Origin of the sequence: Gordonia sp. ABKF26, from assembly GCF_041103195.1 — a bacterium.
Taxonomy (GTDB): Bacteria; Actinomycetota; Actinomycetes; order Mycobacteriales; family Mycobacteriaceae; genus Gordonia; species Gordonia terrae.
The window spans coordinates 5,317,962-5,333,088 of the sequence record NZ_JBGCVZ010000003.1; the positions used below are offsets into that span (position 1 = coordinate 5,317,962).

The 15,127-nt window shown below is 69.0% G+C and carries 17 protein-coding genes; 13 read left to right on the forward strand and 4 right to left on the reverse strand.

All coding sequences use genetic code 11. From position 1 onward, the window contains the following. Positions 1-46 precede the first annotated feature (46 nt). The 6 genes from AB4Z55_RS24690 (at position 47) to AB4Z55_RS24715 (ending at position 4,912) form a co-directional block, all read left to right on the forward strand. A complete protein-coding gene (locus AB4Z55_RS24690; protein WP_369520825.1) occupies positions 47-943 on the forward strand; it encodes a TIGR03621 family F420-dependent LLM class oxidoreductase in 897 nt (298 codons plus the stop codon). Positions 944-1,026: 83 nt separating this feature from the next. After that, entirely contained in the window at positions 1,027-1,662 is a 636-nt protein-coding gene (locus AB4Z55_RS24695; RefSeq protein ID WP_004022852.1) for a DUF4178 domain-containing protein, read from the forward strand. A gap of 58 nt (positions 1,663-1,720) precedes the next feature. Continuing rightward, positions 1,721-2,269 carry a DUF2617 family protein gene (locus AB4Z55_RS24700; RefSeq protein ID WP_004022851.1) on the forward strand — a complete coding sequence of 183 codons (549 nt, stop codon included), beginning with the start codon at positions 1,721-1,723 and terminating at the stop codon, positions 2,267-2,269. After that, positions 2,266-2,799 carry a DUF4247 domain-containing protein gene (locus AB4Z55_RS24705; RefSeq protein WP_239403424.1) on the forward strand — a complete coding sequence of 178 codons (534 nt, stop codon included), beginning with the start codon at positions 2,266-2,268 and terminating at the stop codon, positions 2,797-2,799. The genes AB4Z55_RS24700 and AB4Z55_RS24705 overlap by 4 nt, the downstream gene beginning before the upstream one ends. 57 nt (positions 2,800-2,856) lie before the next feature. Beyond that, a complete protein-coding gene (locus AB4Z55_RS24710) occupies positions 2,857-3,282 on the forward strand; it encodes a DUF350 domain-containing protein (RefSeq protein WP_004022849.1) in 426 nt (141 codons plus the stop codon). A 67-nt stretch (positions 3,283-3,349) separates the two neighbouring features. Then, a complete protein-coding gene (locus AB4Z55_RS24715) occupies positions 3,350-4,912 on the forward strand; it encodes a polyamine aminopropyltransferase (RefSeq protein ID WP_369521058.1) in 1,563 nt (520 codons plus the stop codon). Here AB4Z55_RS24715 and AB4Z55_RS24720 read toward each other — a convergent pair. Both AB4Z55_RS24720 and AB4Z55_RS24725 read right to left on the reverse strand, forming a co-directional pair. Beyond that, positions 4,906-5,187 (reverse strand): hypothetical protein, encoded by a 282-nt coding sequence (locus tag AB4Z55_RS24720; RefSeq protein ID WP_369520826.1) that lies wholly within the window; start codon positions 5,185-5,187, stop codon positions 4,906-4,908. The two genes, AB4Z55_RS24715 and AB4Z55_RS24720, sit on opposite strands and share 7 nt — an antisense overlap. 93 nt (positions 5,188-5,280) lie before the next feature. Then, the gene (locus AB4Z55_RS24725; protein WP_369520827.1) at positions 5,281-5,856 is read right to left on the reverse strand and encodes an SDR family NAD(P)-dependent oxidoreductase; all 576 of its coding nucleotides are present in this window, start codon (positions 5,854-5,856) and stop codon (positions 5,281-5,283) included. An 81-nt stretch (positions 5,857-5,937) separates the two neighbouring features. On the opposite strand from AB4Z55_RS24725, the gene AB4Z55_RS24730 reads away from it, so the two are divergent. From AB4Z55_RS24730 to AB4Z55_RS24760, 7 genes are all read left to right on the forward strand, one after another. Further along, the gene (locus AB4Z55_RS24730) at positions 5,938-6,531 is read left to right on the forward strand and encodes a TetR/AcrR family transcriptional regulator (protein ID WP_101823010.1); all 594 of its coding nucleotides are present in this window, start codon (positions 5,938-5,940) and stop codon (positions 6,529-6,531) included. Beyond that, a complete protein-coding gene (locus AB4Z55_RS24735) occupies positions 6,524-7,714 on the forward strand; it encodes a sensor histidine kinase (protein WP_101823012.1) in 1,191 nt (396 codons plus the stop codon). Before AB4Z55_RS24730 ends, AB4Z55_RS24735 begins: the two co-directional genes overlap by 8 nt. An 80-nt stretch (positions 7,715-7,794) precedes the next feature. Next, the gene (locus AB4Z55_RS24740) at positions 7,795-8,610 is read left to right on the forward strand and encodes a LytTR family DNA-binding domain-containing protein (RefSeq protein WP_101823014.1); all 816 of its coding nucleotides are present in this window, start codon (positions 7,795-7,797) and stop codon (positions 8,608-8,610) included. Then, the gene (locus AB4Z55_RS24745; protein WP_004022844.1) at positions 8,603-8,992 is read left to right on the forward strand and encodes a hypothetical protein; all 390 of its coding nucleotides are present in this window, start codon (positions 8,603-8,605) and stop codon (positions 8,990-8,992) included. The genes AB4Z55_RS24740 and AB4Z55_RS24745 overlap by 8 nt, the downstream gene beginning before the upstream one ends. After that, positions 8,989-10,755 (forward strand): cation acetate symporter, encoded by a 1,767-nt coding sequence (locus tag AB4Z55_RS24750; RefSeq protein ID WP_369520828.1) that lies wholly within the window; start codon positions 8,989-8,991, stop codon positions 10,753-10,755. Before AB4Z55_RS24745 ends, AB4Z55_RS24750 begins: the two co-directional genes overlap by 4 nt. A 157-nt stretch (positions 10,756-10,912) precedes the next feature. Next, on the forward strand, positions 10,913-11,269 hold the full coding sequence (locus AB4Z55_RS24755) for a DUF485 domain-containing protein (RefSeq protein WP_033206154.1): 357 nt from the start codon (positions 10,913-10,915) through the stop codon (positions 11,267-11,269). Beyond that, a complete protein-coding gene (locus AB4Z55_RS24760; RefSeq protein ID WP_239403426.1) occupies positions 11,266-12,918 on the forward strand; it encodes a cation acetate symporter in 1,653 nt (550 codons plus the stop codon). The genes AB4Z55_RS24755 and AB4Z55_RS24760 overlap by 4 nt, the downstream gene beginning before the upstream one ends. 160 nt (positions 12,919-13,078) lie before the next feature. Here the strand turns inward: AB4Z55_RS24760 and AB4Z55_RS24765 are convergent, their stop codons facing one another. Continuing rightward, positions 13,079-14,491, reverse strand: a complete 1,413-nt coding sequence (locus tag AB4Z55_RS24765; protein WP_369520829.1) for an amidase — start codon at positions 14,489-14,491, stop codon at positions 13,079-13,081. Positions 14,492-14,500: 9 nt separating this feature from the next. Beyond that, positions 14,501-15,115 (reverse strand): TetR/AcrR family transcriptional regulator C-terminal ligand-binding domain-containing protein, encoded by a 615-nt coding sequence (locus AB4Z55_RS24770; protein ID WP_369520830.1) that lies wholly within the window; start codon positions 15,113-15,115, stop codon positions 14,501-14,503. Between the last annotated feature and the right edge of the window lie 12 nt (positions 15,116-15,127).

Sequence of the window (15,127 nt, forward strand, 5' to 3'; positions counted from 1 at the left end):
GTTCGCCGGCATGGTCGAGCGCGGTACCCCTGGCTACGTTGGTGGCATGGCACTCGCGTCCAGGGCGTTCCGATTCGGCGTCAACATGCTCGCCGTCGACACCACTGCCTCATGGCGGTCTCGTGCACGTTCCGTCGAAGAGCTCGGATACGACGTCCTCCTCGTCCCCGACCATCTGGGCATCCCGAGCCCGTGGCCCGCGCTGGCGGTCGCGGCCACCGCGACCCAACGGCTGCGCGTGGGCCCGTTCGTCCTCAACGCCGCGTTCACCAATCCGGCGCTGCTCGCCCGCGACGTGGCCACCGTCGACCAACTGTCCGACGGTCGGGTGGAGCTCGGCCTCGGTACCGGGTACGTCCGGGCGGAGTTCGACGCAGCCGGGATCGAATTCCGGTCCGCGGGACGACGCGTCGACCATCTGGCGGCGACCGTCTCGCAGGTGACCGAACTCCTCGCCGACCGGGATCACCGGCCGCGTCCCGTTCAGCCGCGGGTACCGCTCCTGCTCGGCGGCAACGGCGACCGGGTGCTGCGGATGGCCGCCGAGCACGCGGACGTCGTCGGATTCACGGCGGCCCGCACGGGTCCCGACGGCGATCTGGAACCGCTGTCGGCAGCCGACTTCGACGAACGGGTGGCGTTCGCCCGCGCCGCCGCAGGCGAACGCGCCCCGGACGTCGAATGGAATCTGCTGATGCAGATCGTCGAGGTGACCGACGACGCGACGACGGTGGCCGAGGAGCTGATCGCACGACACGAACTGTCGATGAGTGCCCAGGAGTTCATCGACCTGCCGTCGGTGCTCATCGGATCCGTCTCCGACATCGCCGCACGCCTCGTCGAACTCCGCGCCCGAACCGGCATCAGCTACCTCACCGTGCTCGAACCGGCACTCGAGACGTTCGCCCCGGTGATCTCGGAACTGCGTGCCGTCGACGTGTGAGCGCCGGCCCCGGCATCATTCAGCCCGCCGATCATCGTCGAACCCACCTGACGACGAGTGACCGATCCGGATAGGGTCGTCGGGTGGAATTCCTGCTGATCGTCATCGTGGCGCTGCTGGCGATCATCGCGGTGGTCGTCATCTTCAACTTCCTGGGCAATCGCAAGGCCCGCGAGGCCGAGCAGGACGCCCTGCGTGAGCGGACCTACCGGCCCGGCGACCCGTTCTCGTCGGCCGACGACGATTCCGTCTTCGGCGATCCCCGTGATCTGAAACCCGGCGACCTCGTCGAGCTGCGCGGTCAGACCTACGCGGTCCGCGGCACGCTGCGCCTGACGCAGGACGGGTACACCTGGACGGAGAACTTCCTGGACACCGGGGTCGGGTCGAAGGCCTGGATCTCGGTCGAGGACGATCCCGACCTCGAGGTGGTGCTGTGGCACGAGGTGCCCGGGGCGACCGTCACGCCGGGCGCCGACACCGTCGAACTCGAGGGACGTCGATACCGGTCCGAGGAAGCGGGTTCCGCGCGCTTCACCTCCGCGGGCACCACCGGGGTCGCGGCGTCGGGCCGGATGGCCTACCACGATTACCAGGCCGGCCCCGACCGTCTGTCGTTCGAGGACTACGGCAGCGGCTGGGAGTGCGCTCGCGGCGAACTGCTGGCACGCGCGGACTACCGCATCTATCCCAGCAACCCGGCTCCGGAGACGCCCTGACGGCCCTCACCGCCGTCCACCCGACCCAGACGTCCTGAGCACGGAGATCGAAGCACGCATGACAGAGAACCTCGGACACCCCGGCGACCCCTCAGCCCAGCTGGCCGTCGCCTACGCCGACACCAGCGCGGCCCAGCTCGGATTCTCGCTGAGCGCACCGCTGCAGGAACCCCTGGCCCAGGAGGACCGCGACATCGACGGCATCACCGTGTCGGTGCGCCTGCTCGGCGCGAGCCATCAGGTGCTCGTCGAAGACGGGGTGCAACGAATCTGCGAGACCGTCGCCTGCCTGCCGGAAGTGACCTCGGCGCTCCCGGAGAGTTTCCAGGAGAGCGGCTATTACTTCAGTTCCCGTGTGGAGTCCGTGAACCCCGACCAGCTCGCCGCCCTCGTCGAGCAACTGGCCGCTCGCGTCACCGAGCAGTCGGCGACCGGCCACCCGTGCGTGATGGGTCACTTCCCGGGCGAGCCGTATGCCGTCACCGCCATCGTCTCGGAGTCCACCGACGACGCCATCAGCTGGCACACCTGGCACACCTACCCGAAGGCCGCCGAGGTCGTCGTCACCTCCAGCAGGATCGACCGCGGCCCGGTGGCCCGCCCATGACCGGAGCGCCCCCGCCCGGCGGGCCGCCCGACCCGCGCCGACGGCTCAACAAGACCCGCAACATCATCATCGGCGTGATCGTCGTGCTCACCGTGTTCGCGCTCATCGGGGCGTGCACCGCGCGAGTCGCGCGCGGCGGCGGCATCGGCGGGTCGGCGCGCGACTACATCACGCAGAACTACGAGCGCGACACCGCCCTCGACGAGGGCGATGTCGACGCCTACGTGGCCGACGGAAGCCCCGCCGAGGTCGCGAACGAGATCCGCGACGCCGAACGTCCCAGCGACCAGCGGAGCGGCGCCTCGGGCACTGGCAACATCGCCGGCACCCAATTCCTGCAGTATCCCGACTATCTCGTCGGTCTGTTCCCGCTGGCCGCCGGGACCACCCGGGTGATGCTCAGCCGCGACTACCGGTCGGGTTACCACCACTACCACCCCTACGTCGGCGCCTTCTGGGTACCGACCCCGCGCTACGCGGGTAGCGGCAGCGGGAACCGCGGCGGCGGCAGTGGCGGTGGCGGCAAATGATCGTTGTCCGTCCGGAACTCCCCATCGAACTCGTCCGATCAACCAACGGAGAAGACCATGCTCGCTGATATCGCTGAGAACGCCTACGCTGCAGGCGCTTACGCCGGTGTCGGCGTGATCCTGATGATCATCTCGTTCGGCATCCTCGACCTCCTCACGCCGGGAAAGCTCCGTTCGCAGCTGTGGACCGACCGCAACCGCAACGCGGGAATCCTGGTGGGCTCCAACATGCTCGCCGTCGCCGTCATCGTCACCGCGGCCATCGTCGCGAGCGAGGGCCGGCTCCTCGAGGGACTCGCCTACACCGCGGTGTACTCGGCCATCGGCCTCATCGTGATGGCGGTGACCTTCCTCGTCATCGACCTGCTGACCCCCGGGAATCTCGGCGAGTTGCTGGTCCATCCGGAGAGCCACCCGGCCGTCTGGGTGCAGGGCATCGCGCACATCGGGGTGTCGATCATCGTCGCCGCCTCCATCCTGTGACCGTGTCACCACAGTCCCCCGCTCGTCCGTGATCGACCACGACCCGACTCCGGACGACCGCGGTCCGGTGGCGACCGACGCAGCACCGGACGCATTGGCGCTGCGACCGAGGTTCGCCCGCGCCGGGCTGCTCGCCGTCGTCTTCGTCTGCGCCGCCTGCGGCCTGGTGTACGAGCTGGCTCTGGTCTCGCTCGGCTCGTTCCTGATCGGCAACACCGCGACACAGGCGTCGATCGTCCTCGCGGTGATGGTCTTCGCGATGGGGATCGGGTCGCTCGCCGCCAAACCGCTCCAGCCGCAATCCATCACGGCCTTTGCGGTCATCGAACTGCTGCTCGCACTCATCGGCGGATTGTCGGTGATGGCGCTCTACGCCGCTTTCGCGTACCTCGAGTTGTACACGCCCGCACTCGTTCTCGTGGCCTTCGTCCTCGGCCTTCTGATCGGCGCCGAGATCCCGCTGCTGATGGTCCTCCTGCAACGGATACGACGCCAGGAGGCCGGCTCGGCGGTGGCCGACATGTTCGCCGTCGACTACATCGGCGCACTCGTCGGCGGACTGTGTTTCCCGTTCCTGTTGCTGCCGTTCTTCGGCCAGTTGCGTGGGGCACTGGTGGTCGGACTCGTCAACGCCGCGGCCGGGTGCTTCCTCGTCTTCGTGGTCTTCCGGAAGTCGATGTCGCGCACCCAGATGCTCGTCCTGTCCGCGTCGGCGATCGGGGTCGTCGCCGTCCTGGTCGCGGGGCTGATGCTGTCCGGTCGCTTCGAGGTCACCGCTCGCCAGGCGCTGTACCGAGACCCGATCGTGGCCGCCGAGCGCAGCGCGTACCAGGACATCGTCATCACCGAGAACCGCTTCGGGGCAGCGGCCGACACCCGGTTGTACCTGAACGGCGACCTGCAGTTCTCCTCGGTCGACGAGCACCGCTACCACGAGACCCTGGTCCATCCGGCGATGTCCGGCAAGCACGATTCCGTTCTGATCCTCGGTGGCGGTGACGGACTCGCGTTGCGCGAGGTGCTCACCTATCCCGACGCGCGCGACGTCACGCTCGTCGAACTCGATCCGGAGATGATCCGACTGGCCCGGACCGACGAGCGTCTGACGAGGCTGAACCGGGGATCGATGACCGACCCACGAGCCCAGGTGATCGCCGCCGACGCCTTCTCCTGGCTACGTGGCACCGACCGCCGGTTCGACGTGATCATCGTCGACATGCCCGACCCCGACGACTCGGCCACCGCGAAGCTGTATTCCACCGAGTTCTACGCGATGGTCCGCGCTCATCTCGCCGAGACGGGCCGCACCGTCGTCCAGGCCGGCTCCCCCTACTTCGCACCGAAGTCGTTCTGGTGCGTGGCGTCGACCATGCGTGCGGCCGGACTGGACCCGACCCCGTACCACGTCGACGTCCCCGCCTTCGGGGACTGGGGTTTCCACCTGGCGGGTGTCGAGGGCCGGGCCACCCCGTCGGTGCGGGCGCCGGGACCGCTCCGGTTCCTCAGCCCTGAGCAGTTGGCTGCCGCAACGGTTTTCCCACTCGATCGGCAGCAACTGGACCTGCCTCCGTCCACGCTCATGGACCCCCGGATCCTGCGGTACGCGCAAGGCGAGTGGGCGACCTACTGACGTCGGAGCGTACTCGAACGGAGGTGCTCGAGATGGGCCCACAGATCGCGCTCACGATCGGGGTCATGGCTCTCGGCGGATGACTCCGACACCCGCCCGCGGTCGAGGTAGGCGCCGGTGTTCGCCGATGGCACACCGAGAATTGCCTCGGCGAGCCGTCGGCCGGCCGTCGGCACCCGGTCGAACGGGCCGACCAGGGCCAGACCCGGCAGGACCCACCTGTTCGCGAACCGCTGCGGTGCGTTCGCCGCCCGGGCCAGGTCCGTACCGGGCACGTAACCCGGGTTGTAGGAGACGATCTCGACGCCGTCGGGGAGTCGGCGCGCCCACTCGTGAACGAGATGGATGGCCGCCAGTTTGCCCGTCGATTACGCGGTGCGGCCGGCGGCCGGACTCGAAACCCCGAACGCACCGGGCCGGGACAGGCGTGCCGGGCTCGTCCACCGCGGCGCGGGGACCATTCCGAGGTTGTGCCGGAAATCGCCGAAGTGCGTGTCGCTCACCGTGATGGCGATTCGGGAACCGAGGGCCAGATGTCCGCTCAGCTCACCGATCAGCAGGTGATTCGCGAGGACGTTGACCGCGAAGGTCGCCTCCAGCCCATCCGCGGTGACGTGCTGGTCGTCGAGGTACTGGATGCCCGCGTTGCCCGCCAGCCCGCGTAACGGCGGCAGCGTCGCGTCGTCGAGCATCCGCCGGATCGTGGTCGCCGCGGCGACAGTGGCGGCCATGTCGGCGAGGTCGGCATCGACGACGTTCACGCGCTCGGCACCGGCACCGAAGCCTTCCACGAACCCCGCGGGTCCGCCCCCGCGCGCGATCACGACGAGATGACACGACGGATCGGTGGACACGACGTGCCTGGCAGCGACCAGGCCGAGGCCGCGGGTGGCACCCGTCATGACCAGCGTCCAGGCCGGGTTCGCAGTAGGCGATGGATTCATGTCGGCTCCCGCCTCATTCAGTTGACGTTGTCAACCCAGGAAACCGCATTCGGTTGACGGTGTCAACTGTAGGGTGGAGCGATGACCACCAGGGCGGAAAGCGCGGCACACACCCGCCAGGCGCTGCTGGCGGCGGCGTCGACACTCCTCGACCGCGGCGGACCCGACGCGGTGACTCTCCGCGAAGTCGGCAGCGGCGCAGGGGTTTCCCGCTCCGCCGCCTACCGTCACTTCGACGGAAAGGACGAGTTGTTGGCAGCAGTGGCCGCGGAGGCCTGGGCAGTCGTCGCGGACGGACTCGATGTCATCGCGACCGACCCGGACCTGCCGGCCGAGGACGCCGTGCGATCGGGGCTGCACGCACTGTCCGACCTCGGACTGGGTCGGCCGCACCTGTACCGGCTCATGTTCGCGACACCGGTGGGCGCGCCGGCGATCCCGGCCGCCGCGCGTGCGCAGGACCGCCTGGTGTTCCTCGTGAGCCGCATCGTCGGCGCCGACGCCGCGCGACACCACGCAGCCCTGCTGTTCGCGACCGCCCACGGCCTCACCGACCTGGACACCCACGGTCACCTGCCCCCCGACAAGTGGCACGCCGACCGACACACCCTGATCGATCTCGCCGTGTCGTCGTTGCCGCACACCGCGGACGCCGATCGGGGCGCCGATGTCTAGCGGCGTGACGATCGCTCTCGTCCTCCTCGGGGTGCTGGCATGTGCAGGCGTCGTGGTGCTGATCCGCACCCGGCGCGTCGTACGAACCCCGGCCGAGCGGGCGGTCCACCTGGCACTGCACACCGCGTCCCTCGCCGCGCGCTCCCTGCGAACCGGACTGTCGGCGGAATCCGCACGTGAGGCATTGCCCCACCTGCACACGCTCACCGCCGCCGAGGCGGTTGCGCTCTACGACGGTGAGCCGAGCCGCCTCGCCCATCTGCCCGAGGGCGACGACATCTGGGACGACGAGATGCTCGCGCATGCCGACCGCGCGGCGGCCTCGGCGCTCGGCGACCTCCGGCGCGTACTGCTCACCGACCCCAGTGGGGCCGAGTCGCCGGTACGCGCGCTGGTGGCCCAGCCCCTCGTCGCCGACGATGTCGGGGTCGGGGTCCTGGTGGTCGCCACCACGCGACGGCCCGGCCCCGGAATGCTCGGCGCCATCGCCGAAGTCGCGCGGTACGCGTCGAGCCAGATCGAACTCGCCGACCTCGACGCCTCACGCGCACGGCTCAACCGCGCCGAGGTCCTCGCGCTCCGCGCGCAGATCAGTCCGCACTTCATCTACAACGCGCTCAACACCATCGCCTCGTTCGTGCGGACCGACCCCGACCGGGCGCGCGAACTCGTCCTCGACTTCGCCGACTTCACCCGGTACTCCTTCCGCGCGGCCGGTGAATACACGGTTCTCGCCGACGAATTGCGCAACATCGACCGCTACCTGACGCTCGAACGCGCCCGCTTCGGCAACGCACTCGACGTCAGACTGCATGTCGCGCCCGAGGTCCTGAACGTCGTCGTACCGTTCCTCGCCCTGCAACCGCTCGTCGAGAACGCCGTGCGACACGGCTTGGCGTCGAAGGGCGGGGGCACCATCACGATCGTCGCGGCCGACGAGGGCACCGACTGCGTCATCACCGTCGAGGACGACGGCGTGGGCATGGAACCCGAACTCCTGCGCAGCGGCGCGCTGGACGCCCTCGATCACAGCGAGGGTGCCCACGTGGGCCTGACCAACGTCGACCATCGGCTCCGCGCCGCGTTCGGCAACGACTACGGGCTCGTCGTCGAGACGGCGGTCGGCGCCGGCACCAAGGTCGGGATGCGTGTCCCGAAGTTCCGCGCCGGCATCCGGGCGTGACAACGCACGGCACGGTTCCGGCGGGCGCCGGAAGACCGGGGCGGTAAACTGCGGTCTGTCGTCGAGGCGGGAGGTGTTCCATGACCGCACTGGTGGTACTCGCGGTCGACGACGAACCACCAGCTCTCGACGAGCTCGGTTACCTGTTGAACCGGCAGGACGACGTCGCCGAGGTCCACTCGGCCTCCGACGCCACCGGCGCCCTCCGCGAACTCAACGAGCACCGCATCGACGCGATCTTCCTCGACATCAACATGCCCGGCCTCTCGGGACTCGAACTCGCCGGCGTGCTCGCGAAATACGCCTCGCCCCCGGCGATCGTGTTCGTCACCGCCCACGACGACCGGGCGGTCGACGCGTTCGAGGTCGGGGCCGTCGACTACCTGCTCAAACCCCTTCGCGAACAACGTCTCACCCAGGCGGTCGAGCGGGTCCGCGCCAGCCTCGACAGTCGGGAACGCGCGCCCGAACCCGCCCAGCCGGCGGCTCGTCCCGAGCGTCGCACCGGTACGGACGAGGTCATCCCGGTGGAGATGAGCGGCGTGACCTCGCTCGTCCGGCGCGACTCGATCTCCTGGGTCGAGGCCGTCGGCGACTACGCCCGCCTGCACGCCGACTCGGGCGCCCACCTCGTGCGCATCCCGTTGTCGACCCTCGAATCACGCTGGCAAGAAACCGGTTTCGCGCGCGTACATCGGTCCTACCTCGTCGCGCTGCCGATGGTGACCGGCCTGCGCAGCGTCGGCGGCGGCACCGTGGTGTGCGTGCGGGCCAACGGCGCCTCGGACGCCGTCGAACTACCCGTGAGCCGGCGTCAGGTCCGCGAACTGAAGGACCGTCTCATCCGGGACCCACTGCGCCAGTACCGTTCCCCCGCCGGCCGCGACGATGGCTGAACACCCACCCCAGCGGGAACGGGTCGTGCTCGCCTCACGCCGCGGGGCACGGATGGTGCGCACCCGCGTCGAGGTCCAAGAACAGACCGAGGTCGGCGACGCCCTCGTCCGGGGCCTCATGCGCGCCCAGCTCGGTCTCGGCCTCCGGCTCGGCGGCGCCCTGCTCGCCGTCGCCATGGCCATACCCGTTGCCGCCTGGCTGTTTCCGGGCATTGCCGACGCCGAGATCTTCGGTATCCGTCTGATCTGGCTGGTGCTGGGGCTCGTCGCCTTCCCGGTCCTCTACCTCGCCGGTCGGCTCTACGTCCATCTCGCCGAACAGGCCGAACGCGACTTCATGGGCCTCGTCGATGACGATGTGTCCGACGAAGGCGCGCCGTGACCACCGAGGTCCACGTCCTCACCGCGGTCGGGCTGTTCGCCGCCGCCATCGCCACGATCGTGGTCGGCGCCTGGGGCGGCCGGTTCTCGCGCACCACCTCCGACTTCCTGGTCGCCTCGCGGAGCGTCGGCTCGCGCTGGAACGCCGCCGCGGTCTCCGGCGAATACCTCTCGGCGGCATCTTTTCTCGGCGTGGCCGGGCTCATCGCGAAGTACGGCGCCGACGCCCTCTGGTATCCGGTCGGGTTCACCGCCGGGTACCTCGGGCTGTTGCTGTTCGTCGCTGCGCCGCTGCGTCGTTCCGGGGCGTACACCGTGCCCGACTTCGCCGAGTTCCGCCTCGCCTCCACCACCGTCCGGAAGACCGCGATGCTGGTCGTGGTCGTCGTCTGCGTCCTCTACCTCATCCCCCAGTTCCAGGGCGCGGGACTCACCCTCAACATCCTGCTCGGCGCTCCCGTGTGGGCCGGGGTGGTGGGCGTCGGCCTCATCGTGATCGTGAACGTCGTCGGCGGCGGCATGCGGTCGATCACCTTCGTGCAGGCGTTCCAGTACTGGCTCAAACTGACCGCGATCGCGGTCCCCGCGCTCGTGCTGATCGGCGTCTTCGCCCAGGACCCCGCGCCCGTCGGGGAAGCCGCGCCGCCGCGCATCACCACCGCGACCACCGTCGACGTGACCACCGACGTGTCGGTCACCGTCGCCGAGACCGCAGGCGTCCGGGTCACCGGGACGCTGGACGGAGTCGTCGTCGACGACGCGCCGGTGGCCACCACCGGACCGCATGTGATCTCCGCGGGTTCCACGATCTTCCTCGACGCCGGCGCGGCCACCCCCGTCGTCGCGGGCGCACCGACGCAGAACGCGGACTGGATCGCACCGGGCGGCGGTTTCGGCGGCAGTCATCCCCTCTACCAGGTGCTGTCGCTGATCATCGCGACGTTCCTCGGCGTGATGGGTCTACCGCATGTCCTGGTGCGCTTCTACACCAATCCCGACGGGCGGTCGGCCCGGCGGACGGCACTGGCCGTCATCGCGTTGCTCTCGCTGTTCTATCTGTTCCCGATCCTGCTGGGGGTCTTCGCCCGGCTCTACGTCCCCGAACTGCTGATCACGGGTACCGCCGACGCGGCGGTCCTGCTGTTGCCGAGTGCCGCGGTCGGTGGGATCGCCGGCCAGATCCTGGCCGCGCTCGTCGCGGCGGGGGCGATCGCGGCGTTCCTCGCCACGTCGTCGGGACTTCTCGTGTCGGTCGCCGGTGCGCTCGCCACCGATCTGTTGCGCGGCCGCGTCCGCGATTTCCGGGTGGCTGCGGTCATCGGGGGACTCATCCCCATCGGCCTGTCCCTGGCGGCTGCCTCCCTGGAACTGTCCCGGACCGTCGGATTGGTGTTCGCGGTCGCCGCGTCGACACTGTGCCCCTTGCTGGTCCTGGGGATCTGGTGGCGCGGTCTGACGGCCGTCGGCGCCATCGCCGGACTCCTCGTCGGCGGCGCGGCGTCGGGGTCGGCGACGATGCTGGCGATCGCCGGGGTCGTCGACGACGACGTGCTGGGCGGGTGGCTCGCGGTGGTGATCGGCTATCCGGCCGCGATCACGGTGCCGCTCGCGTTCGGCACGATGGTGCTGGTCAGCCGGATGACCCGCCGTCGGATACCGGCCGATCTGGCCCGGACATTCGCACGGATGCATGTGCCGGAGCGCGTCGGGATGGGGCTGGACCGCACACCCGGACGGGTGGCGGATGACCGATCGGACAGGTGACCGCTCGCCGTTCGTCGGATCTCACCGACCGTCCGGCGCACGGACCGCGGGCTTCGGCGTGTGACCCACGCCACGTGATTGCCTGTGACCTGCACCTCATTCAGGCTGACTCTCGCAGAGCCATCACACATGTGGCCACGTCACCCTGGGAGGAACCGTGTCGACCGTCGACCAACCACCACCGGCGCCACACGCGCCGACCGGCGAAGAATTCATCGAGATGCAGGCCAGTCCGGAGTTCCAGGAGCTGCGGCGGACGCTGCGGAAGTTCGTCTTCCCGCTGACCGCGTTCTTCCTGATCTGGTACGCCCTCTACGTGCTGCTCGGCGCCTTCGCGCATGACTTCATGGCGACCCAGGTCTGGGGCAACATCAACCTCGGTCTGATCCTCGGTCTGTTGCAGTTCGTCAGCACCTTCGTCATCACCGGCATGTACGTACGCTTCGCCAATCGCAACCTCGACCCGAAGGCCGAGGCGATCCGCAACGAGATGGAAGGCGGACCCTCGCTGTGAACACCACTGTGCCCACCTCCGATGTGACCGTCCTCGCGGCGACCGTCGGCAGCCCCGTCGCCAACATCGCCATCTTCGCCGCCTTCGTCGCGGTCACGATGTTCGTGGTCATCAAGGCCAGCAAGAACAACAACACCGCCGCCGACTTCTTCACCGGCGGCCGCGGCTTCTCCGGACCCCAGAACGGCATCGCGATCGCCGGCGACTACCTGTCGGCGGCCAGCTTCCTCGGCATCGCGGGCGCCATCGCGGTCTACGGCTACGACGGCTTCCTCTACTCCATCGGATTCCTCGTCGCGTGGCTGGTCGCCCTGCTGCTGGTGGCCGAATTGTTGCGCAACACCGGCAAGTTCACGATGGCCGACGTCCTGAGCTTCCGCCTCAAGCAACGCCCGGTCCGTCTGGCCGCGGCGATCTCGACCCTCGCGGTGTCGCTGTTCTACCTGCTCGCCCAGATGGCCGGCGCCGGCGGCCTGGTCGCGCTGCTCCTCGACATCGAAGGACGCCTCGGCCAGTCCATCGTCATCGCCGTCGTCGGTGCGCTCATGATCGTCTACGTGCTCATCGGCGGCATGAAGGGCACCACCTGGGTGCAGATCATCAAGGCCGTCCTGCTCATCGCGGGCGCCGGCATCATGACCTTCATCGTCCTGGCCAAGTTCGGCATGAACCTGTCGTCGATCCTCGGTGCGGCACAGGACGCGGTCACCGACTCGACCAGCGAGAAGGTCGCCGCGCGTGACGTTCTCGCACCCGGTGCCCAGTACGGCGGATCGCTGACGAGCCAGATCAACTTCATCTCGCTCGCCATCGCACTCGTCCTCGGCACCGCGGGCCTGCCCCACGTGCTGATGCGCTTCTACACCGTGCCGACCGCCAAGGAGGCTCGCAAGTCGGTGGTCTGGGCCATCGCCCTGATCGGCGCCTTCTACCTGTTCACCCTGGTCCTCGGTTACGGAGCGGCCGCCCTGGTCGGCCCGGACAAGATCCTCGACGCCGCGGGCGGACAGAACTCCGCCGCACCGCTGTTGGCATTCGAGCTCGGCGGCGTCGTCCTCCTGGGCATCATCTCGGCGGTCGCCTTCGCGACGATCCTCGCCGTGGTCGCCGGCCTCGCCATCACCGCGTCGGCGTCCTTCGCCCACGACATCTACGCCTCGGTGATCAAGCGCAACAAGGCAAGTGAGGCCGACCAGGTCCGCGTCTCGCGGTACACGGTCGTCGTCCTCGGCATCGTCAGCATTGTCCTCGGCATCCTCGCCAACGGTCAGAACATCGCCTTCCTGGTGGCGCTGGCCTTCGCGATCGCCGCGGCCGCGAACCTGCCGACGATCGTCTACTCGCTCTACTGGAAGCGCTTCAACACCCGCGGCGCCCTGTGGAGCATGTACGGCGGCCTGATCTCCACGATCGTGCTGATCATCTTCTCCCCCGCCGTCTCCGGGTCGTCGACCGCCATGATCTCCGGCGCCGACTTCGCCTGGTTCCCGTTGGCCAACCCCGGCATCATCTCGATCCCGCTGGCCTTCGTCCTCGGCATCGTCGGCACGCTGACGACCCCATCGGACAACGGCACCCCGGAACGCAACGCGGAGATGGAAGTTCGGTCCCTCACCGGCATCGGTGCCGAGAAGGCCGTGCAGCACTAGGCCACTCGCGCTCAATCCGCAACGACAGACGCACCACCGATCTTCGGTGGTGCGTCTGTCGTTGGTGTGGGTCCTTCCCGCGGCGCGGTTTCCGCCGCGCTTATCGGATCCAATAAGCGGAACGGAAACGGAACCGCGGGAACACAATCAACCCCGGGACTCAGGCGTCCTGGATCCGCGCGAACGGCTTGGCGGCTTCGAGTTCGAAGGCCAATTCGAGGAGGGTGCGCTCCTGGCCGAGGTCGGCGGCGAAGTGGATGCCCACCGGCATACCCGACTCCGTCTGTCCGAGTGGCAAACTGATCGCCGGGGTGCCCGCGGTGTTGTTGGCCGGGGTGAACGCGATGAACTTCGTCAGCCGGTCCATCGCCTCGTCGAATTCGATTGCCGGATCGAGGTATCCGATCTCGGGAGTTGTATGGACGACGGTCGGGGTGAGGATCACGTCGAAGGTGTCGTGCAGACCCCGGATCGTGGCGGTCGACTTCTTCAGCCCGCGAACCGCGCCGGGGAGCCGGTAGAAGTGCCGGAGGGCGCTCCGCGACAACCCGCGGGTTAAGGAGTCGACCTGCGAGCGGTCGAAGCCCTTGTCGACGACCCGCTTTCCGAACCGGTCCAGCGCCAGGGCCAGCAATGACCAGTAGTCGATGAAGTCCCGGACGTAGTCGCGATCGACCGGCAACGGCACCATCTCGGTGCGGTGCCCCAGCGACTCGACGAGTTCGGCGGCCTCGGCAACGCACCGTTGGGTCTCGCGGTCGAGCAGCGCCCCGGTCAGCGGCTCGGTGATCAGTGCGATCTTCAACCGCTTGGTGCCCGGACCGTCGACCACACCGATCGGCGGCATCCCGGGTGCGGGCCGGAAACCCTGTGTGTCGGCGAGGAAGCGCGCCGTGTCCCGCACCGAGCGACTGACGATGCCGTTGGACACCAGGTCGATCGGAGCGTCCCGCGTCTCCTTCGACGACTCGACCCGCCCGCGACTCGGCTTGAGCCCCACCAGACCACAGATGGCGGCAGGGATCCGGATCGACCCGCCACCGTCGTTCGCGTGCGCGATCGGTAGCGCACCGGCGGCGACGAGCGCCGCCGAACCACCCGACGAACCACCCGAGGAATAGTCGGTGTCCCACGGATTGCGCGTCGGCTCGCGGTCGACGAATTCCGTCGTCGAGGTCAGCCCGAAGGCGGGCATCGTCGACGCCCCGACGACGTTCACCCCGCTGGACAGGAACTGATTGGTGAAGGCCTCGTTGGCCGCGGCCGGCCGCGGCGGCACCGCCGCCGAACCATGGCGGGTCGGCAGTCCCGCGAAGTCGGTGTTGTTCTTGATGATCGACGGCACCCCGATGAACGATCCCAGCGGGAAGTCGTTGTCGACGGCACGCTTCCGAGCGCGCTCGCGATCGTCGAAGGCGATCGCGTTGAGATGCGGGTTGACGGTGTCGATGCGGGCGATGGCGGCCTCGACCGCTTCCGCCGCGGAGATCTGGCCAGAGGAGATCGCGTCGGCGATGCCGACCGCGTCGTGCTCGCCGAGTGCGTCGTCGGTGAACGCGTGGACGTGTTTCATGCCCGGACCCTACCGTCTCGGCGCAACCCCGATCATCGACAAGACGTCACCCACGAGGTCCGAGGCGTGATCGGCGTCGAGGGCGAGCCCGAACACCGCGTGGTGGTACAGCGGGGCGATCACGTGATCGAGCACCTGGCGCACGGACGGCGTGGGTTCACCGCGCTCCTGCGCCCGCGCGATCATCTGCTCGGCGTGCTCTCGCCTGATCTCCCAGCAGGGGCAGACCTCGACGATGTCCTCGCGGGCCGCGACCATGGCGCGCAGGTAGGCCCGGCGCTTGGGACGCGCGATGTCGGCGGCGATGATCTGCGCCCACTCCGCGAGATCCCCGGCAAGGGTGCCGGTGTCGGGCAGCGGTTCGCCCTGCGTCAGCGCCGCGACCGCCACCTCGCCGAGCAGTGCGTCGATCGACCGCCACCGTCGATAGATGCTGGTCGGGTTGACCCCGGCGAGTTCGGCGACCTCCGGGATCGTCATCGTCTCGCGGCGTCCGGCGCCGACGAGCTGACCGACAGCCGTGTAGACCGCCGATTGCACGCGCGCGCTGCGACCACCGGGACGCCGGGTCGGCGCGGCGGGGCCGCCAGGAGTCGGCTCGTCGGAAGTGCGGGCGGTCGTCATGGACGCCATTAT

Coding starts and splice junctions, on each gene's coding strand:
- AB4Z55_RS24690 (WP_369520825.1), top strand. CDS start 47: ATGGCACTCGCGTCCAGGGCGTTCCGATTCGGCGTCAACATGCTCGCC.
- AB4Z55_RS24700 (WP_004022851.1), top strand. CDS start 1,721: ATGACAGAGAACCTCGGACACCCCGGCGACCCCTCAGCCCAGCTGGCC.
- AB4Z55_RS24705 (WP_239403424.1), top strand. CDS start 2,266: ATGACCGGAGCGCCCCCGCCCGGCGGGCCGCCCGACCCGCGCCGACGG.
- AB4Z55_RS24710 (WP_004022849.1), top strand. CDS start 2,857: ATGCTCGCTGATATCGCTGAGAACGCCTACGCTGCAGGCGCTTACGCC.
- AB4Z55_RS24725 (WP_369520827.1), bottom strand. CDS start 5,856: ATGAATCCATCGCCTACTGCGAACCCGGCCTGGACGCTGGTCATGACG.
- AB4Z55_RS24730 (WP_101823010.1), top strand. CDS start 5,938: ATGACCACCAGGGCGGAAAGCGCGGCACACACCCGCCAGGCGCTGCTG.
- AB4Z55_RS24735 (WP_101823012.1), top strand. CDS start 6,524: ATGTCTAGCGGCGTGACGATCGCTCTCGTCCTCCTCGGGGTGCTGGCA.
- AB4Z55_RS24740 (WP_101823014.1), top strand. CDS start 7,795: ATGACCGCACTGGTGGTACTCGCGGTCGACGACGAACCACCAGCTCTC.
- AB4Z55_RS24745 (WP_004022844.1), top strand. CDS start 8,603: ATGGCTGAACACCCACCCCAGCGGGAACGGGTCGTGCTCGCCTCACGC.
- AB4Z55_RS24765 (WP_369520829.1), bottom strand. CDS start 14,491: ATGAAACACGTCCACGCGTTCACCGACGACGCACTCGGCGAGCACGAC.
- AB4Z55_RS24770 (WP_369520830.1), bottom strand. CDS start 15,115: ATGACGACCGCCCGCACTTCCGACGAGCCGACTCCTGGCGGCCCCGCC.